The following is a 19,709-nucleotide window of genomic DNA, read 5'->3' on the forward strand; positions in this document are numbered from 1 at the left end:
GCGGTCGCAGTCGCGGCTACGCGGCCAGCGCCGCGTCGCGGCGGAGGATGAACTCGCGGTCGCGGGTCGCGCCGACGGGGAACAGGTACTCGCCCACTGACTCGAAGCCACGCCGCGCGTAGAAGCGCTGCGCACCGGAGTTCCCCGACCACACGCCGATCCACAGCCTGCGCGGGCCATCGCGCTCCAGCCAGGCGATCGCGGTGTCGAACAGCCGCCCGCCCCAGCCGTCGCCCTGGTGCGAAGCCAGCAGGTAGAGGCGCTTGAGCTCGCCGTCGCCCGGAGCAACGTCGGGATGCGGCAGGCCGCAGGGACCCGCCGCGGCATGACCCACCGCCTCGCCAGCGTCCTCCAGCAGCCAGACCGCGTAGTCGGGATGCGACAGGATCACGCGCTGGCGCTCCTCGGCGTAGGCCTCGGCGATGAAGGCGGCGAGGTCCTCCGGCGGATAGAGATGGCCGAAGGTCTCGGTGAACGTATGCGCGGAGAGCCGGGACAGGATCCCGGCGTCCTCGGGCGTTGCGCGGCGGATGGCGGGCGGCATGACGCGCATCATCTCCGATCGGTCGGGGACATCCGGCTATCGCGGCTGCAGCCGCTCCTACGCGGCCGGCTGGGCCTTCGGGCGGACGGCGACGTGGACTTCCGCCAGCTGCGCGTCCTCGATCGGCGACGGCGCGCCGGTCATCAGGCACTGCGCGGTGGTGGTCTTGGGGAAAGCGATGACGTCGCGGATCGACTCGGTCCCCGCCATCAGCGCGGCGATGCGGTCGATGCCGAAGGCGATGCCGCCGTGCGGCGGTGCGCCGTACTTCAGCGCGTCGAGCAGGAAGCCGAACTTGGCCTGCTGCTCCTCCGCGCCGATGCCCAGCAGCTCGAACACCGCCGCCTGCATCCGCGGGCGATGGATGCGGATCGAACCGCCGCCGATCTCGTTGCCGTTGAGCACCATGTCGTAGCCGCGGCTGGTGGCGGTGCGCGCGTTGGCGCGCAGGTCGTCGATGTCGTCCACCGCCGGCGCGGTGAAGGGGTGGTGCAGCGCGACGTAGCGCTGGGCCTCGTCGTCGAACTCGAACATCGGGAAGTCGGTGACCCAGAGCGGCTTCCAGCCGTCCTCGACCAGGCCGAAGTCCTTGCCCGCCTTGAGCCGCACCGCGCCCATGAAGTCGCTGACCGTGTTGTAGGCGCCGGCGCCGAAGAACACGATGTCGCCGTTCGACGCGCCCACATGCTGCAGCAGCGCCGCGAACGCGGCCTCGTCGAAGAACTTCGCCACCGGCGAATTCACCGCGCCGTCCTCGCCGATCTTCGCGTAGGCAAGTCCCTTGGCGCCGTACTTCGCGGCGTGGGCGGCGTACTCGTCGATCTGCTTGCGGCTGAGCGCGGCGCCGCCGGGAATGCGCAGCGCGCACACGCGCAGGCCGTCCACGCCGGCGACGTCGGTGAAGACCTTGAACTGCGAACCGCGCACCTGGTCGTCCACGTCCACCAGCTCCAGCGCGATGCGCAGGTCCGGCTTGTCGGAGCCGTAGCGACGCATGGCCTCGGCCCAGGTCATGCGCGGGAAGGCGCCCAGCTCGACGCCGACCACCTCGCGGAACACGTCCTGCATCATCTGCTCGACCGTGTCCTGCACGATCGCCTCGTCGACCCAGGCGAACTCCATGTCGAGCTGGGTGAACTCGAGCTGGCGGTCGGCGCGCAGGGCCTCGTCGCGGAAGCAGCGCGCGATCTGGTAGTAGCGGTCGAAGCCCGCCATCATCAGGATCTGCTTGAACAGCTGCGGGCTCTGCGGCAGGGCGTAGAACTCGCCCTCGTGCATGCGCGCAGGCACCAGGAAGTCGCGCGCGCCCTCGGGCGTCGCCTTCGTCAGGATCGGGGTCTCGATGTCCTGGAAATCGCGCGCGTCCAGCCAGCGGCGCAGCGCCGCGACCAGCTTCGTGCGCGTGCGCATGCGGCGCTGCATCTCGGGGCTGCGCAGGTCGAGGTAGCGGTACTTCAGGCGGATGTCCTCGCCCGGGTTCTCGTGGTGGTGGAAGGGCAGCGGCTCGGCCTTGTTCAGCACTTCGATCGCGGTGGCGACCACTTCCACCTGGCCGGTGCGGATCTTCGGGTTCACCGATTCGCGGCGGCGCACGGTGCCGGTCACGCGCAGGCAGTCCTCGTAGCCCACCTTCGCGGCGGTGGTGACCACGTCGGCATTGCCCTCTGCGTCCGACGGTTCGGCCACCACCTGGACGATGCCTTCGTGGTCGCGCAGGTCGATGAAGCACAGGCCGCCGAGGTCGCGGGCGACGTCGGCCCAGCCGCAGAGGGTGACGGTCCGGCCGACCATCGACTCGTCGATCAGGCCGCAGAAATGGGTACGCATGGAAACTCCGGAATGACCGCGCCGCGCGGCAAGCCGGGGATTTTAACGGGTCGGGGCTTGGGAGTCCGCTTCGGTGCTCGTGGCTTGGCGTGCCGAGAGCATCGGCTTCGGGCGAGAGGCGTGGCGCTGCAGGGGGGGGGTATGGACCGGCACATCAGCCATCCATGGCTGAAGTGCCTACCGCGCACGTCCTTGTGCGCTGTCCATACCCCCCCCTGCAGCGCCCCGCCCCGCAAGGTTGGAGGGTTCGGCTTCGGTGGCGATCGCACTTCCGGACTGTGGGATGGGCCCGGGGATTCGAACCCCACGCCCTGCGGCGTGCGCCGATGCTGGCCAGAGCGTGCTGTTGCGCTCTTCCCGAAGCCGGCGAAGGTGGTGCGGGAGGTGGATGGCGGGGGGAGTGCGGAGAGTGGGCCAGGGACGGCCCACGCCCCCGCTTCCAGCCATGGATGGCTGGCGGCGGGGCGGAGCACTCCCCCCGTCAGCCGCCTCCCGCGGCGCGGACTGTCCCGAAGAGCCGTCACAGGCTGCGTTCACCCAGCGCGCCTGCCATAAGGGCGACACTGTCGGAACGTATCGCCGCTTCGAGGACCGGTTTGACCGCCCTGCTGCATCGCATCGCCCGAATCCGTGCCACCTGTTCCGCCCGCGTCCCCACGAAGTCACGCCGGAGCATTCCGCGATGATCGCGGCCGTCCGGCCCCTCGCCGCCCTGCTTGCCGGCGTGGCCCTGCTGCTCGCGGGCAGCGGCCTGCTCAGCACCCTGCTCGCGGTGCGCGGGCGCATCGAGGGCTATGACGACCAGGTGCTGGGCCTGGTGATGTCGGCCTATTTCGCCGGCTTCTTCTTCGGCACCTACGCCGCCCCCGGGCTGATCCAGCGCATCGGCCACATCCGCGCCTTCGCCTTCTATGCCTGCCTGTGCGCCGCCACGGTGCTGCTGCATCCCATCCTCGTCTCGCCCTGGGCCTGGGGCCTGCTGCGGCTGGGCACGGGCGTGGCGCTGGTGGGGCTGTACACGGTGATCGAGAGCTGGCTGAACGTGCAGGCGCCGCCCGGGCAGCGCAGCCAGGTGTTCGCGGCCTACATGGTGGTGAACCTGTTCGCGCTGGCCGCCGGCCAGTGGCTGGTGGGCGTGGCCGATCCGGCCGGGTTCGCACTCTTCAGCCTGGTGGCGATCCTGGTCTGCCTGGCGGCGCTGCCGGTCACCGCCAGCCGCATGGTCCAGCCGGAGCTGCCGGCCATGCCGCGCCTGGCGCTGAAGGCGCTGTTCCGCGCGGCGCCGGCGGCCACGCTGGGCGCGCTGCTGGCGGGGATGACGCTGGGCGGCTTCTGGGGCCTGGCGGCGGTGTTCGCCACCCGCATCGGGCTCGACGTCACTGGCGTGGCGCTGCTGATGAGCACCACCATCATCGGCGGCGCGGCGCTGCAGTGGCCCATCGGCCGCCTGTCCGACGGCGGCGACCGCCGCACGGCCCTGGTCATCGTCTGCCTGCTGGCGGCGGGCGCGGCGGTGGCGATGATGCTGCCGGCCGGACAGTCGGGCTGGCCGCTGTACGCGCTGTGCTTCTGCTTCGGCGGGCTGGCGTTCGCGATCTATCCGATCTGCATGGCCCACCTGCTCGACCACCTGCCGCCCGAGGACACGCTGTCGGCCGGCAGCAGCCTGCTGCTCCTCAACGGCGTGGGCTCGGCGATCGGGCCGGCGGTGGCGGGCGTGGCGATGACGCGCTACGGCGCCGGCGCGCTGCCGGCGTTCTACGCCACCACCCTGGTGCTGGCGGCGCTGGTCGCGGGCGGACGCAGGCTGCTGCGCCACCGCGACAACAGCCATCCGTCCGTCTTCCACGCGATGCTGCGGACCACGCCGACGGCGATCGAGCTTCTGCCCGACGTCGACGTCCCGGCATCGGACGACGCGCCGGAGCCAGGCGCCGTCGCCCCGGACGCCAGGCCCGCCGCCTGACGATCCGCGTCCTCAGGCGGCCGGGGGCCTGGCGTCGTGCGGGGCGGCACCGTGCGCCGCGAGCTGCGCCTCGGCGCCCCGCGCCAGCGCCTCGTCCGCCGGATCCACGTCGAACGGCGCCTTCAGCACCAGCGAGGGCAGCAGGGTGTTGATCGCGGTGTAGAGCAGCAGCGCGCCGTAGATCACCGGCGGCAGGTCGAAGCGCTGGTACAGGATGCCGGCCAGCACCAGCGTGAACACCAGGGTCGGCGCCAGCGCCACCGAGACCTTGAGCGTGCCGGCGTGCGCTTCCCGGAACAGCACCCGGCGCTGCAGCCAGACCACGCCGATCCGCAGCGGCAGCACCACCATCGTCAGGGCCACGCCCAGCAGCACCGCCTCCCAGGACAGCGCCTCGCGCGGGATGCCGGTGCCGGCGTGGAAGAAGTAGAAGGGCACGAAGAAGCTGGCGAACAGGCGCAGCGCATGGATGTTGTCGTCCGAGGCCAGGCGTGGCATGCGGATGCGCAGCAGCCGGGCCACCAGACCGGCGATGAAGGCGCCGACCAGGTAGTACACGCCCATCGAATAGGTGATGTAGGCCGCCACCATGCCCACCATCACCAGCAGCGAGAACTCCGAGCCCGGCGCGTGCGGCACCACCCAGCGCCCCATCGCCACGAACAGCAGCGGCAGGCCGACCAGCATCGCCACCAGCACGCCGGTGTTGACGGCCATCATCAGCGGATCGCCGGCCTGCAGCACCACGAACAGCGCCGCCAGCGCCAGCAGCTCGCCGGCGATCGCCTTGCTGGTAACCCAGAAGCGCTCATCCTCGCCCAGCCCCAGGCGCTCGAGCGTGTCGAGGATGAAACCGGTGGACGGCGTCAGCAGGGCCAGCGCCAGCAGGGTCGCGGCCTGCCAGCCCAGGTCGAGGTAGCGCCAGGCCAGCCAGGCGGCGCCGGCCAGCGTGGCGCAGCGGATCAGCAGGTGGGCGAGCAGCGGCCCGGCGCCGCGGCGCAGCTCCCGGGGATCGACCTCCAGGCCCGCGAACAGGAACAGCGACGAGATGCCCAGCGTCGACAGCAGGATCACCACCGGATCGTGCACCCGGTCGCCCCAGGCCAGCATCGCCAGCAGGCCGAACAGCAGGCAGGTCAGCGGTGCCGGCAGCTTCCAGCGCTGCAGCGCCCGCGGCACCACCAGCAGGGCGAAGATCAGGATGAGGTAGAGCAGCTCCTGCTTCATCCGCCCGCAGGCTTGGCGGCGGCGGGCGCGCTTGCCGAAGCCGGGCTCGCGGAGGGGCCGCTGGTGGAAGGTGCGGTCGCGGCGTTCCCCGGCTTCACGGCGGCCCCGGCCGCCGGGCTCGCGGCCGGCGCATCGCCCTTGGCGCCGTCGGCCTTGCCTGCGCCCTCGCCGCCTTCGGCGAGGTTGCGCTTCGTATCGCCGTCCTTCTTGAAGTCGGTCTCGTACCAGCCGCTGCCGGCCAAGCGGAAGGCCGGCGCGGTCAGCTTGCGGCCGACCCCACCCTGCGCCGCGCACGCCGGACAGGTGTCCGGATCCGGGTCGGACAGCTTCTGCAGACGGTCGAATTCATGGCCGCAGGCGGCGCAGCGGAAGGCGTAGATGGGCATGGCGGGAACCGGAAACAGCGGAATGCTGCGCGCATTCTGCGGTTCCATCGCCGCAAATCAAGACACCACCCCTCTCCCTGCAAGGCGGGGAAAGGGGTTGCGGAGGCTTTGGAGCAGTGCGCCGGGTCAGTCGGTGCTGCCCCACGGCGCGGGCGGCAGTTCGACCGGCGTGGTCAGGTCGAACTCGACCTGGAAGAGGCGCCCCTGCGGGTTCACCTCGTCTTCCGGGCGCGAGAGCTCGTAGAGGAAGCGCTGGCCCGGCTCGATCTCCATCGCCCAGGTGTTGGTGGTGGAGACGTTGGCACCGGTGCGGCCAAAGAGTTCGATCGATTCGGCGTCGACGGGGAACTCCTGGCGCACGGCGGTGCCCGCGGCCACGCTCTCGCCGCCGTACATGGTCTGCTCGTCCGGCGTGCCGTCCTCGTGGCGATGGTCGTGCTTCAGGCGCAGGCCGGTGCCGGTGCGCGTGATCACCCAGGTGCGCGAATGGTCGTCGCCGACGTGGAACGGGACCAGCAGCTGCTTCGATGGCTCGTCGCAGCCGCGGACGTGCATCACCAGGGCCTTGCCCTCGAAGGCGTCGGGTGCCGGCGACGCCGGCTCGTTGGCGACGATGCGGCCGGCGAAGGCCTGGCCGCAGTGGCTGGCCAGCGCCGCCATGAAGGCGTCGGCTGGCTGGTCGGCGGGCGCGGGTGCGCCGGCCGTCGCGACCGCGGCGGCGTCGCCGCCGGCGGGCGTCACCGGCGCGGACTCGGTGGACGGCGCGCAGGCCACCAGGGCCGGCAGCGCGAGGGAGAGGGCGGACATCCGGATCGTATTCATCCGTCCACCCTAACCGCCGCGCGGGCGGCGGGCAATCCGCATGACAGCGAGCCCGGCTGGGCTCAGCGCGGCTTCGGCTCGCGGTACACCAGCACCGGGATCGTCGAATGCGTCAGCACCTTGAGCGTCTCGCTGCCCAGCACCAGCGCACCGAGTCCGCGGCGGCCATGCGAGGCCATCGCGATCAGGTCGCAGCCGGCGTCGTTGGCGGCGTTGATGATCGCCTCCCAGGCGTGGTCGCTCTCGACCATGCTGGAGGTGCACGGCACGCCGGCCGCGGTCGCGTGCGCCTCGGCCGCGGCCAGGCGGCGCGCGCCCTCGTCGCGGGCCGCCCGGGTGTAGTCGTCGTAGCCGCCCACCAGCGCCTCGCCGGTCACGCCATAGACGTGGATGGGCGCGGTCACGGTGAAGAAGTGCACGCTGGCGCCGGTCTCCTTCGCGAACGCGACGCCCTGGTCGATGGCGGCCAGCGACAGCTGGCTGCCGTCGGTGGGGATCAGGATCTGCCTGTACATGACGTTCCTCCTCTTGCTCTCCCGCAGCGTGCATCCGGTCTTTCCCGGCCGCATTGATCCAGGTCAGTGGACGCCGCCGCCGTAGCGCGGGCCGGCGCGCACCCGCCCGCCTGCCGGAGCCGCGGCCTCCCGCGCTGCGCCGGCGCCGAGGACGCGGCTGGCGTGGCCGCTGCCGGTCGCCGTATAGCCGTGGAGTTCGGCTTCGCCCACCCAGGCCACGGTCTGGACAACGCCGTCCCCAGCGTCGATCAGCCACTGCCGCGACACGCGCCCGCCGCCGTAGTCGAAGCGGATCGCCCCGCTCGCCTCCCGGCCCCAGGTGAGCGCCAGCGGTGCCTCTCCGGCGGGATGGGCCATGCCGCTGCCATCGCGCGCCAGCACGTGGTCGGCACGGCCGCAGGCTTCCACCACCAGATGGTGCGGATAGTCCACGCCGCAGGTCATCGGCAGCGAATGGCGGCCGACCAGCTTCGCCGGCACGTCGTGGGTGCGGGCGCGCGGAAGTTCGGGCGAGGCCCACAGCTCGATCCAGCGCTCCTGCCAGGGCTGCGGATCCGGGCAGTCGGGCTGCTCGTAGCGGATGTCGGACCCGAACTGCCACAGCGACACGCCCTGCCCGCGCCAGTGCCTGCGCAGGTCGCGCGCGAGCACGGTCGCCACCAGCATGCCGGTCGCTTCGGGATCGGAGCGGCAGGACGAATAGCCCACCCACGTCGGCACGGACTGCAGCGGCAGCAGCTGCAGCGCCCCGTCCGCATCGGGCAGCGCCGAGTACGCCTTCGGACGATGGTCCATCCCGTGCAGGATGAGGGCGCCCTGCCCGTCCGGCTCCAGCAGCAGCCCGTGGTTGCTCTCCACCGGCGTGCCCGGGGCGCCGTGCGGCTGCGCGAAGGCGCGCACCGGTCGCACGTCGTCCGGCGCGACGGAGGTCACCGGCATAGGATCGAACACCAGCTGCGGCGACGAGGCCAGCTGCGGATCGGCGCGAAGGGCGGCGTTGAACGCCTCGATGTCCTCGACCAGCGACAGGCCGTCCGGGACGCCGGGCGGCAGTCGGGCGGGGTCGACGGCAAGGCGCTCCAGCGCGGTCGCCACCACCCGGATGTCGGAGCCCCAGGCCGCGCGGATGGCGGCGGCGAAGGCCGCGTCCGTGGCCGGCGGCACGCCGTCGACCGTCGACGCAAGCACGGCGACGGCGGTCGACAGCGGCGAGACGCGCAGGCCGTCCTCGTCGTCCGGAGTCACCCGGCCGTCGCTGCCGGCCAGTCCGGCCAGCCGCCGCCGGCCACCCAGCAGCGACCTGAGCCGCAGCCCCGGCGCAACGTAGTCGAGGCTCACCATGCCGGCGTCGGTAGTGGCGGGCAGTTCGATCTGGAACGGGCCCTGCCCGGCAGGCACCTGGGCCTGGAGGGCGCCGTCGAGCCGCAGCTCGAGCACGCCGGCATGCACGCCTCCCACGTTGACCTCGCCGACCAGCAGCACGGTCCCGGGCGGCGGCGGCGGGGTGCGCAGGCGTGCCGCCTGCGCGCCCTCCGACGTCATCGCCATCAGCGCGGCAAGCGCGGCCGCGGCCCAGGCTGCGGATCGTTGCATGCCCTGCCCCTTCCTCGTGCTGGAGCCCCGACTATAGGCCTGGCACGGGGCGGCCGGCATTCAGCCGTAGAGGTCGAGCAGCGCCTCCTCGGCCTCCTGCAGCTCCCTGCGCAGCGCCTGCTGCCGGCGCGTGAGCTCCTGCCCGCGCGTACCGCCGTCGGCATAGATCGCGGGATCGGCGAGTTCGGCTTCGATCCCGGCGAGTCCGGCTTCAAGCTCCGCGACCCGCGCTTCCGCCTTCGACAGCCGGTGCGGATTGACCTTGGACTTCGCTGCGGGCGCAGGCGGCGCGGGCGCGGGTGCCGCGGCCTCCGCCTGCTTCGCCGCGGACGCACCGCCCGACGCCTCGGCCGCCTTCGCGTCCTGCGGCCGCGAGCGCAGCCAGGCCGCGTAGTCGTCGAGGTCGCCATCGAAGGGCTGGACCACGCCGTCGGCCACGCGCCAGTAGGTGTCGCTGACCAGGCCGATGAGGTGCCGGTCGTGCGAGACGAGCACGATCGCGCCGGGGAAGTCACTGAGCGCCTCGGCCAGGGCCTCGCGCATCTCCAGGTCGAGATGGTTGGTGGGCTCGTCGAGCAGCAGCACGTTGGGCTGGCGCCAGGCGATCAACGCCAGCGCCAGGCGCGCGCGCTCGCCGCCGCTGAAGCCGTCGATCGACTCGAAGGCACGGTCGCCGGGGAAGCTCCACTTGCCGAGGAAATTGCGGAAGTCCTGGGTGGAGGCGCTGGGCGAGATCTCGCGCAGATGGTCGATCGGCGAAGTGCCGGCCACCAGCGCCTCGACCGTGTGCTGGGCGAAGTAGCCGATGCGCAGGTCCGGGTGCGCGTAGCGCTCGCCGCCGAGCAGGGCAAGGTCGCCGACCAGCGACTTCACCAGCGTCGACTTGCCGGCGCCGTTGGGGCCGAGCAGGCCGATGCGGTCGCCCGCTTCCAGGCCGAAGTTGGCGTCGCGCAGGATGACCGTCGCCGCACCGGCATCCCCTGCATCCCCTGCGCCCCCTGCAGGGAGGGAGGCCGCGGGGGGATAGCCGCAGTCGGCGTGGTTCAGGCGCAGCAGCGCGTGCGGCAGCTTCACCGGCGCGGGGAAGTCGATCCGCACCTCGCGCTCGGCGCGCACCGCTTCGGTGTCGGCCAGCTTGGCCAGGCGCTTGACCCGCGACTGCGCCTGCGCGGCCTTGGCGGCGCTGGCCTTGAAGCGGTCGATGAAGCTCTGCAGGTGCGCGCGCTCGGCCTGCACCTTCTCGTGCTGGATCTGCTGCTGGCGCAGCTGCTCGGCGCGCTGGCGCTCGAAGGCGGTGTAGTTGCCGATGTACAGCTTCGCCCGGCCGCCGTGCAGGTGCAGGGTGTGGGTGTTGACGTTGTCGAGGAACTCGCGGTCGTGCGAGATCAGCAGCAGGGTGCCCTGGTACTTCATCAGCCACTGCTCGAGCCAGAGCACGGCGTCGAGGTCGAGGTGGTTGGTGGGCTCGTCGAGCAGCAGCACGTCGGACGGCGTCATCAGCGCGCGTGCCAGGTTCAGGCGCACGCGCCAGCCGCCGGAAAAGCTCGACACCGGACGCTGCTGCGCCTCGCCCGGGAAGCCCAGGCCGTGCAGCAGCTTCCCCGCGCGCGCGGCGCCGTCGTAGCCGCCCACTTCTTCCAGCTTCTGGTGCGCCTCGGCCACGGCCTCCCAGTCCTCGGCGGCGAAGGCGTTGGCCTCGGCCTGCAGCGCGGCATGCACCGCGGCGTCGCCGGCCAGCACGAAGTCGATGGCGGGATCGGGCAGCGAGGGCATCTCCTGCGCGATCGAGGCGATGCGCAGGCGCGAGGGCAGGTCGAGGTCGCCCCGGTCGGCCTCGACCTCGCCGCGCACGGCGGCGAACAGGGACGACTTGCCGGTGCCGTTGCGGCCGACCACGCCCACGCGCCAGCCGGCATGGAGCGAGAGGTCGACGTCGGACAGCAGCAGGCGCTCGCCGCGGCGCAGGGCGAAATTGCGGAAGGAAATCATCCCGGCAGTTTACCGGGCTGCGCGGTCCTGCCGGCCTGCGGTAACGTCGGTTCCGTGCCGGAGGGGCGCGTGGCGGAGGGCAAGGCGATGGCGATGCAGCTCAGCGTACAGGTGGCGTCCTGGCTCCACGCGCAGGTGACCGGCGGCGCGCCGCTGGACCAGGTGCTGCCCGCCCTGCTGCGCCAGGGCTTCGACGAACTGCAGGTGCGCCGGATCTACAACGCGGTGCTGTCCGATCCCGACGGCTTCAAGGCCGGGTTCTCGCGCGCGGCCGCCGGCCAGCCCGCGGTCGCCCACCGGCTGCCGCAGGGCCAGGTCACCGCCCCCGTGGCCCCGGCGGACGGCACCGTCCCGGCGCAGCTGCCGTTCCATCCGGTGGCGATGATCCCCGCCGACGCCCGCACCATCGCCTGCGACCACGGCGGAGTCCACGTCGCGTTCCGCCTGCAGCGCCCGCACGTGGTCCTGTTCGAGAACGTGCTGACCGGCGAAGAGTGCGATGCGCTGGTCGCCGAGGCCGGACCGCGGCTCCAGCGCGCCGGCGTGGTCGATTCCGAGCGCGGCGGCAGCAGGATCGACGAGCGCCGTACCAGCGAACTCGCCGTGGTCCGACGCGGCGCCTCGCCGCTGGTCGCGCGCCTGGACGCCCGCATCGCCGCGATCACCGGCGTGCCGCTGGCGCAGGGCGAACCGCTGCAGGTCATGCGCTATGGCGTCGGCGCCGAATACCAGCCGCACTACGACTACTTCGACCTCGGTCGCCCCGGGCAGGCCGCGCACCTGCGCAACGGGGGGCAGCGCATCGCCAGCCTGGTGATCTACCTCAACGACGTCGAGGCCGGCGGCGAAACCACCTTCCCGCGCTGCGCCCTCTCCGTCGGCCCGCGCAAGGGCAGCGCCGTGTTCTTCGCCTACACCGACGCCCAGTCGCGCACCGACCCGATGTCCTTCCATGCCGGCGCCCCGGTGACGCGCGGCGAGAAGTGGATCGCGACGCGCTGGATGCGGGAACGCGAGTTCACCTGAGGGTCGTTCCACAAGCAGAACGACCATGCACAGGATCCTGGCGGATTGACCACCCGTTCAGCGGGTGTTAAAGCGAAGATGCCCCCGCCGGAACGCGGAGGGCCTCGTCCCCCACAGGAGTTCCGCATGCCACGCCACCCGCTCGGCCTCGCCCTGCTTGCCGTCCTCGCGCCCGCCGTCGTCCATGCCCAGGACACCCGCCCGGCGACCAGCCTCGACAACGTCATCGTCACCGGCACCCGCGTCAGCGATCGCACCGTGGCCGAATCGCAGTCGCCGATCGACATCATCACCAGCGACGCGCTGCAGGCGACCGGCACCACCGAGCTCGCCACCGCGCTGGCGCGCGCCCTGCCCTCGCTCAACTTCCCGCGCCCGGCCCTGACCGACGGCACCAGCGCGATCCGCCCGGCGCAGCTGCGCGGCCTCGCCCCCGACCAGGTGCTGGTGCTGGTCAACGGCAAGCGCCGCCACGCGTCCTCGCTGCTGAATCTCAACGGCACCATCGGCCGCGGCTCGGCGCCGGTGGACCTCAACACCATCCCGGTCTCGGCGATCGAGCGCGTGGAGGTGCTGCGCGACGGCGCCTCGGCGCAGTACGGCTCCGACGCCATCGCCGGCGTGGTCAACGTGGTGCTCAAGGGCGCCAGCGAAGGCGGCAGCCTGGCGCTCAGCCACGGCCGGTACTCGGCCGGCGACGGTGCCCAGACCCAGCTCGGCGGCGATGCCGGCCTGTCGCTGGGCGATGGTCGCGGCTTCCTGCACCTGTCGGGCCAGGTCAACCAGCAGGACAACACCAATCGCGCCCGGCCCTTCGCCGGCACGCCCTCGCCGACCCAGCCCGAACCCGGCCAGAAGGCCTTCGTCATCGGCGACCCCGAGGTCGATGCCGCCGCGGCCTCGTTCAACGCCGGCTTCGACATCAGCGACACCCTGTCGGCCTACGCCTTCGGCTCGATCAGCAACCGCGACATCACCTCGTTCGCGTTCTTCCGCGCGCCGGGCAACCCGAACCAGAACATCCCCTCGATCCATCCGGACGGCTTCTTGCCCGAAATCAACAACGTCTCCCGCGACCGTGCCATCGTCGCCGGCCTCAAGGGCCGCTTCGGCGAGGCCTGGGACTGGGACCTGAGCTTCAACCACGGCTACAACAACCTCGAGTTCTTCACCCGCAACACGCTCAACGCCAGCATCGGCGCCGACTCGCCGACCTCGTTCTACGACGGCGCGCTGGAGACCACCCAGAACATCGCCAACTTCGACCTCAGCCGGCAGCTCGACTGGGGCCTGGCCTATCCGGCCACGCTGGCCCTGGGCGTCGAGTTCCGCAACGAGAAGTGGAACCAGTCGCCGGGCGAATGGGGCTCCTACGCCCAGCCCGACCTCGGCCGCCCGGGCGGCGCACAGGGCTTCGGCGGCTTCGCGCCCGAAGTGTCGGGCGCGTACTCGCGTGACAGCCACGCCGTCTATGCCGGGCTGGAGGCCGACTTCACGGAGAAGTTCTCCGGCGGCATCGCCGGCCGCTACGAGGACTACGACGACTTCGGCAGCCAGGCCTCGGGCAAGCTCTCCGCGCGCTACGCCTTCACCGACGCGGTCGCCCTGCGCGGCACGGTGTCCAGCGGCTTCCGCGCGCCCTCGCTGGCGCAGCAGTACTTCCAGACCATCAGCACGATCTACCTGGCCGGCATTCCCGAGCCCTTCGAGATCCGCACCTTCCCGGCCTCCAGCGCGGTGGCGCAGGCCTTCGGCGCCGAGCCGCTGCAGCCGGAGGAATCGCTGTCCTACAGCCTGGGCCTGGTGCTGCAGCCGGCCGACCGCCTGTACGTCACCATCGATGCCTACCACATCGAGGTCGACGACCGGATCGCGCTGTCGTCAAACCTCACCGGGGACGCGGTGCGCGCGCTGCTGGAATCGCGGGGCATCTTCGGGGTGAACGGCGGCCGCTACTTCACCAACGCCATCGACACCCGCACGCAGGGCATCGACGTGGTCGCCAACTACGGCCTGGACGTCGGCGGCGGAACCCTCGACCTGACCGCGGCCTGGAACTGGACCGACACCGAGATCACCCGCATCGCGCCCAACCCGGAGGAGCTGGAGCAGGCCGGGCTGAGCCTCGAGCGCATCGACCGCACCGAAATCGGCCGCATCGAGGACGGCTTCCCGAACACCAAGCTGCTGCTCTCGGGCACCTGGTCGCTGGAAGCCTGGGACTTCAACCTGGCCGCGACCCGCTACGGCAGCGTCACCACCCGCCCGGCCAACGCCGCCAACGACCAGACCTACGGCGCCAAATGGCTGCTCGACGCCTCGGCGGCGTACCGCTTCGACAGATGGACCTTCACGCTCGGCGCCGACAACCTGCTCAACGAGTACCCGGACGAGAACAGCTTCGCCAACTCGACCAACGGGCAGTTCCCGTACAGCAACCTGTCGCCGTTCGGTTTCAACGGGGCGTTCGTGTACGGCCGGATCGCCTACGCCTGGTAAGCGCGTGACCTGCGCCCGGTGACCGCCGTCCAACCGCGGTCACCGGGCCTCCTCTATCCTGTCCGCACCCCGACCGGACATCCGGATGCCGCACCACACCGAGCTCATCGCGATCCTCACCGTCGGCTTCGTGCTGGCCTACGCGCTGGGCCTGGCCGCGCATCGCCTGCGCCTGTCGCCGCTGGTGGGCTACCTGGTCGCGGGCATCATCGCCGGGCCGTTCACGCCCGGCTTCGTCGGCGACCAGGCCCTGGCGCCGCAGCTGGCCGAAATCGGCGTGATCCTCCTGATGTTCGGCGTCGGCCTGCACTTCTCCATCCGCGACCTGATGGCGGTGAAGCACATCGCCATTCCCGGCGCCGTGGTGCAGATCACGGTGGCGACCCTGCTCGGCTGGGGCCTGGCGACGCTGATGGGATGGCCGACGCTGCAGGGCATCGTCTTCGGCTTCTCGCTGGCCACGGCCAGCACGGTGGTGCTCCTGAGGGCGATGGAGCAGCGGCGTCTGCTGGACACCACGCGCGGCCGGATCGCGGTCGGCTGGCTGATCGTGGAGGACCTCGCCTGCGTCATCGCCCTGGTGCTGATGCCGGCGGTGGCGAGCGTGTTCGGCGACGCCGCCGGCGGGCCGGTGCCGGCGGGCGCAGTGGCGCTGGAGATCGGCAAGACCCTGGTGCAGGTGGCGCTGTTCGTGGCGGTGATGCTGGTGGTCGGGCGCCGGGTGATCCCGTGGATGCTGGAGCGCACCGCGGGCACCGGCTCGCGCGAGCTGTTCACGCTCGCGGTGCTGTCGATCGCGCTGGGCATCGCGCTGGGCTCGGCGGAGCTGTTCGGGGTGTCGTTCGCGCTGGGCGCGTTCTTCGCCGGCATGCTGCTCAACGAGTCCGAGCTCAGCCACAAGGCGGCGCAGGACTCGCTGCCGATGCGCGACGCCTTCGCGGTGCTGTTCTTCGTCTCGGTCGGCATGCTGTTCGACCCGGCAATCCTGGTGCGCGAGCCGCTGCTGGTGCTGGCCACCACGCTCATCATCATGTTCGGCAAGTCCGCCGCGGCCTACCTGATCGTGCGCGCCTTCGGGCATCCGAAGTCGACCGCGCTGACGATCTCGGCCAGCCTGGCGCAGATCGGCGAGTTCGCCTTCATCATCGCGGCGCTGGGCGTGTCGCTGGGCATCCTGCCCGAGAAAGGCCAGGACCTGGTGCTGGCCGGCGCGCTGATCTCGATCATGCTCAACCCGGTGTCGTTCGCGGTGGTGGACCGCTGGATCGCGCGCCAGGAGGCCTCGGCCCGCGACGAGGCGAGCGTCGCGCGCGAGCGCGAGGTCGCGGCCGATGCCGCCAGCCACCACCTTCCGGATGCGCTGTCCGGGCACGCCGTGGTGGTCGGTTACGGCCGCGTCGGCCAGCAGCTGGCGAGCCTGCTGCACGGCCGCGGCGTGCCGGTGGTCGTGGTGGAGGAGGACGCCGACCGCGTCGACGCCGCGCGCAGCGCCGGCCTGCACGCGGTGCGCGGCAACGTGGCCTCCGAAGCGGTCATGCTGGAGACCGCGCCGCGGCGCGCGGCGATGGCGGTGTTCGCCATCCCCAACGCGCTGGAGGCCGGCGAGACCATCACGCGGCTCAAGGCGCTGAACCCCGCGATCACCGTGCTCGCGCGCGCGCACAGCGACGCGGAGGTGAAGCACCTGCTCGAGCACGGCGCCGACGGTGCCGTGCTGGCCGAGCGCGAGCTGGCCTACTCGCTCGCCGAAATGGTGATGGCCACCCCTCCCTACCGCCCCGCCCGCCCGGACGCCCCTCCCACGCCGTCGCCTCCCGCGCCGTCGCCTCCCGCCTCGACGCCCCCCGCGCCTACGCCTCCCTCAGCACTGTAGGAGCAGCTATAGCTGCGACCGCTGTTCTGCGCAGGACCATCCAGGGTCGCAGCTATAGCTGCTCCTACAGGAAAGGGGCGGGTTGGCTGATGGTGCCTGGCGGGTGGCGGCGACATGCTCGTCGCATGCCCGGACAATGCTCGCACGCCCTCCGCCGCGGCCGCTGGTCACAGCCAGGAGGCATCTACCTGATCACCTTTGCCTGCGCGGGACGGCGGCCCTGGTTCGCGGAATGGGACGCCGCCTCGCGGGTCGCACGCGCGCTTGCCAGCGCCGAAGCCTGGGGTGACGCCAGCCTGCTGTGCTGGGTGCTGATGCCCGACCACTGGCACGGCGTGCTGCAGCTCGGCGAGCGCGAAACCCTTTCGCGCTGCGTCGGCCGTGCGCGGGCGCACGCGACGCGGGCGTGGAAGCCGAAAGACCAAGGCCGCCAGCTCTGGCAGCGGAGTTTCCACGACCGCGCGCTGCGGGCGGAGGAGCGGCTGGTGGACGTCGCGCGCTATGTGGTGATGAATCCGCTGCGCGCAGGCCTGGTGGGCCGCATCGGCGACTATCCGTACTGGGATGCGGTGTGGATCACTCCGGACACTTCGCCGACGATGTAGCCCGGCGGCCACCTTCCCGGGATCATCTCCGCCGCGACCATCTCCCGCGACCATCTCCCGCGACCACATTCCGCTGTAGGAGAGCTATGGCTGCGACCGGGGCCTGGGCCAGAAACGGTCGCAGCTATAGCTGCTCCTACAGGGGAGGGGAGCGGGGGGCCGGGGAGGGATCGGGGGGTCAGGCTTTGGCGAAGGCCAGCTTTCCGGCGTCGGCGTCGATGCGGATGGTGTCGCCGTTGCCGAACTCGCCGGCCAGGATCTTCTGCGCCAGCGGGTTCTCCAGCTGCTGCTGGATCGCACGCTTCAGCGGCCGCGCGCCGTACACCGGGTCGAAGCCGACGTTGCCCAGCAGCTCGAACGCGGCGTCCGAGACCTCGATGCGGATCCCGCGCTCGCCCAGCCGCTTCTCCAGCCCGCGCATCTGGATGCGCGCGATCTCGCGGATCTGCGCCTTGTCCAGCGAGTGGAAGACCACGATGTCGTCCAGGCGGTTGATGAACTCCGGCCGGAAGTGCGACTGCACCACCGCCATCACCCCCGCCTTCATCTGGGTATAGGCCTCGGGCGAGTCGTCGCCGTCGAGCTCCTGGATCATCTGGCTGCCGAGGTTGGACGTCATCACGATCACGGTGTTGCGGAAGTCCACCGTGCGCCCCTGGCCATCGGTGAGCCGTCCGTCGTCCAGCACCTGCAGCAGGATGTTGAACACGTCCGGATGCGCCTTCTCCACCTCGTCGAGCAGGATCACGCTGTAGGGGCGGCGGCGCACGGCCTCGGTCAGGTACCCGCCCTCCTCGTAGCCGACGTAGCCCGGGGGCGCGCCGACCAGCCGGCTCACCGAATGCTTCTCCATGAACTCGCTCATGTCGATGCGCACCATGGCGTCGCTGGAGTCGAACAGGAACTCGGCCAGCGCCTTGCACAGCTCGGTCTTGCCGACGCCGGTGGGCCCCAGGAACAGGAAGGAACCGGTCGGGCGCGCCGGATCGGACAGGCCCGCGCGGGAGCGGCGGATCGCGTCCGACACCACGGTCACCGCCTCGTCCTGGCCGACCACGCGCGCGTGCAGCACCTCTTCCATGCGCAGCAGCTTGTCGCGCTCGCCTTCCAGCATCTTGCTGACCGGGATGCCGGTCCAGCGCGCGACCACCTCGGCGATCTCCTCGGCGGTCACCTTGTCCTGCAGCAGGGTGAAGCCGGTGGTCTCGGCCTCCTGCGCGGCCCTGAGCTGCTTCTCCAGCTCCGGCAGGCGGCCGTACTGGATCTCGCTCATCTTCGCGTAGTCCTGGGCGCGCTGGGCCGATTCGAGCTCGAGGCGCGCGGCTTCGATGCGCTCCTTGATCTTCGTCGCGCCCTGCACGGTGGCCTTCTCGGCCTTCCAGACCTCCTCCAGGTCGTTGTATTCGCGCTCCAGCCCCTCGATCTCGCCCTCGAGGTCGGCCAGGCGCTGCTTCGACTCGGCGTCCTTCTCCTTCTTCAGCGCCTCGCGCTGGATCTTGAGCTGGATGAGGCGGCGCTCCTTGCGGTCGAGCTCCTCGGGCTTGGAGTCGATTTCCATGCGGATGCGCGAAGCCGCCTCGTCCATCAGGTCGATGGCCTTGTCGGGCAGCTTGCGGTCGGCGATGTAGCGGTGGCTGAGCGTGGCCGCGGCCACGATCGCCGGGTCGGTGATCTCCACCCCGTGGTGCACCGCGTACTTCTCCTTCAGTCCGCGCAGGATCGCGATCGTGTCCTCCACGCTCGGCTCGCCCACGAACACCTTCTGGAAGCGCCGCTCCAGCGCCGCGTCCTTCTCCACGTACTTGCGGTATTCGTCCAGCGTGGTCGCGCCGATGCAGTGCAGCTCGCCGCGGGCCAGCGCGGGCTTCAGCATGTTGCCGGCATCCATCGAGCCCTCGGCCTTGCCGGCGCCGACCATGGTGTGCAGCTCGTCGATGAACAGGATGATCTGGCCCTCGTTCTTGGCCAGGTCGTTGAGCACCGCCTTCAGACGCTCCTCGAACTCGCCGCGGAACTTGGCGCCGGCGATCAGCGCGCCCATGTCCAGCGACAGCACGCGCTTGCCGCGCAGGCCTTCGGGCACCTCGTTGTTGACGATGCGCTGGGCCAGGCCCTCGACGATCGCGGTCTTGCCCACGCCGGGCTCGCCGATCAGCACCGGGTTGTTCTTGGTGCGCCGCTGCAGCACCTGGATGGTGCGGCGGATCTCCTCGTCGCGGCCGATCACCGGGTCGAGCTTGCCGCGCTCGCTGCGCGCGGTCAGGTCGATGGTGTACTTCTCCAGCGCCTGGCGTGCCTCCTCGGCGCTGGCCTCGTCGACCTTCTCGCCGCCGCGCATGGCGTCGATCGCCGCTTCGAGCCGGGCCTTGTCGGCGCCCGTGGCCTTGAGCGCGCGGCCGGCGTCGCCGCCGTCGTCGAGCGCGGCCAGCAGGAACAGCTCGGAGGCGATGAAGCCGTCGCCGCGCTGCTGCGCCAGCTTGTCGGTGAGGTTCAGCAGCCGCCCGAGGTCGTTGCCCAGCGACACCTGCCCGGCCTGGCCGGACACCTTGGGCAGCCGTTCGAGGATCTCGCCCAGGCGCTCGCGCAGCACCGGCACGTTCACGCCGGCCTGCGCCAGCAGCGGCCCGCTGCCCCCGCCGGGCTGGTCGAGCAGGGCCGCCAGCACGTGCGCGGGTTCGATCAGGTTGTGGTCGCGGCCCACGGCCAGCGACTGCGCGTCGGCCAGCGCCTGCTGGAAACGCGAGGTGAGCTTGTCCATTCGCATCGGAGTGCCTCGGAAGTCGGGGCCGGCGCCCGCCGGCGATACCCGGGACATGCGGTCCCCGGCGCTTGATTCA

The 19,709-nt window shown here is 71.5% G+C and carries 14 protein-coding genes; 5 read left to right on the forward strand and 9 right to left on the reverse strand.

Going from position 1 to position 19,709, the window contains the following annotated elements; genetic code table 11:
- Positions 1-16: 16 nt before the first annotated feature.
- Both H9645_RS07755 and aspS read right to left on the reverse strand, forming a co-directional pair.
- Positions 17-544, reverse strand: a complete 528-nt coding sequence (locus tag H9645_RS07755) for a GNAT family N-acetyltransferase (protein WP_191729126.1) — start codon at positions 542-544, stop codon at positions 17-19.
- A 57-nt stretch (positions 545-601) separates the two neighbouring features.
- Positions 602-2,371, reverse strand: a complete 1,770-nt coding sequence (gene aspS, locus H9645_RS07760) for an aspartate--tRNA ligase (protein WP_191729127.1) — start codon at positions 2,369-2,371, stop codon at positions 602-604.
- Positions 2,372-3,053: 682 nt separating this feature from the next.
- Between aspS and H9645_RS07765 the strand changes: the two genes are divergently transcribed.
- Positions 3,054-4,337: an MFS transporter gene (locus H9645_RS07765; protein WP_191729128.1), complete on the forward strand. Its 1,284-nt coding sequence runs from the start codon at positions 3,054-3,056 to the stop codon at positions 4,335-4,337.
- Between the two features lie 12 nt (positions 4,338-4,349).
- On the opposite strand, the gene H9645_RS07770 is transcribed toward H9645_RS07765, so the two are convergent.
- From H9645_RS07770 to H9645_RS07795, 6 genes are all read right to left on the reverse strand, one after another.
- On the reverse strand, positions 4,350-5,564 hold the full coding sequence (locus tag H9645_RS07770; protein WP_191729129.1) for a cation:proton antiporter: 1,215 nt from the start codon (positions 5,562-5,564) through the stop codon (positions 4,350-4,352).
- On the reverse strand, positions 5,561-5,950 hold the full coding sequence (locus H9645_RS07775; RefSeq protein ID WP_191729130.1) for an FmdB family zinc ribbon protein: 390 nt from the start codon (positions 5,948-5,950) through the stop codon (positions 5,561-5,563). The genes H9645_RS07770 and H9645_RS07775 overlap by 4 nt, the downstream gene beginning before the upstream one ends.
- Before the next feature lie 126 nt (positions 5,951-6,076).
- The gene (locus H9645_RS07780; RefSeq protein WP_225218097.1) at positions 6,077-6,757 is read right to left on the reverse strand and encodes a hypothetical protein; all 681 of its coding nucleotides are present in this window, start codon (positions 6,755-6,757) and stop codon (positions 6,077-6,079) included.
- Between the two features lie 77 nt (positions 6,758-6,834).
- Positions 6,835-7,287, reverse strand: coding sequence for a universal stress protein (locus H9645_RS07785; RefSeq protein ID WP_191729131.1), 453 nt, complete (start codon positions 7,285-7,287; stop codon positions 6,835-6,837).
- A gap of 63 nt (positions 7,288-7,350) precedes the next feature.
- Positions 7,351-8,880: a hypothetical protein gene (locus H9645_RS07790; RefSeq protein ID WP_191729132.1), complete on the reverse strand. Its 1,530-nt coding sequence runs from the start codon at positions 8,878-8,880 to the stop codon at positions 7,351-7,353.
- A gap of 60 nt (positions 8,881-8,940) precedes the next feature.
- Positions 8,941-10,869 carry an ABC-F family ATP-binding cassette domain-containing protein gene (locus tag H9645_RS07795; protein ID WP_191729133.1) on the reverse strand — a complete coding sequence of 643 codons (1,929 nt, stop codon included), beginning with the start codon at positions 10,867-10,869 and terminating at the stop codon, positions 8,941-8,943.
- A gap of 69 nt (positions 10,870-10,938) precedes the next feature.
- Between H9645_RS07795 and H9645_RS14355 the strand changes: the two genes are divergently transcribed.
- The 4 genes from H9645_RS14355 to H9645_RS07815 all read left to right on the forward strand — a co-directional run bounded on the left by H9645_RS14355 (position 10,939) and on the right by H9645_RS07815 (position 16,872).
- On the forward strand, positions 10,939-11,895 hold the full coding sequence (locus H9645_RS14355; protein ID WP_191729134.1) for a 2OG-Fe(II) oxygenase: 957 nt from the start codon (positions 10,939-10,941) through the stop codon (positions 11,893-11,895).
- Between the two features lie 126 nt (positions 11,896-12,021).
- The gene (locus tag H9645_RS07805) at positions 12,022-14,394 is read left to right on the forward strand and encodes a TonB-dependent receptor plug domain-containing protein (protein WP_191729135.1); all 2,373 of its coding nucleotides are present in this window, start codon (positions 12,022-12,024) and stop codon (positions 14,392-14,394) included.
- A gap of 85 nt (positions 14,395-14,479) precedes the next feature.
- Entirely contained in the window at positions 14,480-16,267 is a 1,788-nt protein-coding gene (gene ybaL, locus H9645_RS07810) for a YbaL family putative K(+) efflux transporter (protein ID WP_191729136.1), read from the forward strand.
- Positions 16,268-16,392: 125 nt separating this feature from the next.
- Positions 16,393-16,872, forward strand: coding sequence for an REP-associated tyrosine transposase (locus tag H9645_RS07815; protein ID WP_191729137.1), 480 nt, complete (start codon positions 16,393-16,395; stop codon positions 16,870-16,872).
- A gap of 178 nt (positions 16,873-17,050) precedes the next feature.
- Here the strand turns inward: H9645_RS07815 and clpB are convergent, their stop codons facing one another.
- Entirely contained in the window at positions 17,051-19,636 is a 2,586-nt protein-coding gene (clpB, locus tag H9645_RS07820; protein WP_191729138.1) for an ATP-dependent chaperone ClpB, read from the reverse strand.
- Between the last annotated feature and the right edge of the window lie 73 nt (positions 19,637-19,709).

It is taken from the genome of Luteimonas colneyensis (assembly GCF_014836665.1).
In the GTDB taxonomy this organism is placed as follows: domain Bacteria; phylum Pseudomonadota; class Gammaproteobacteria; order Xanthomonadales; family Xanthomonadaceae; genus Luteimonas; species Luteimonas colneyensis.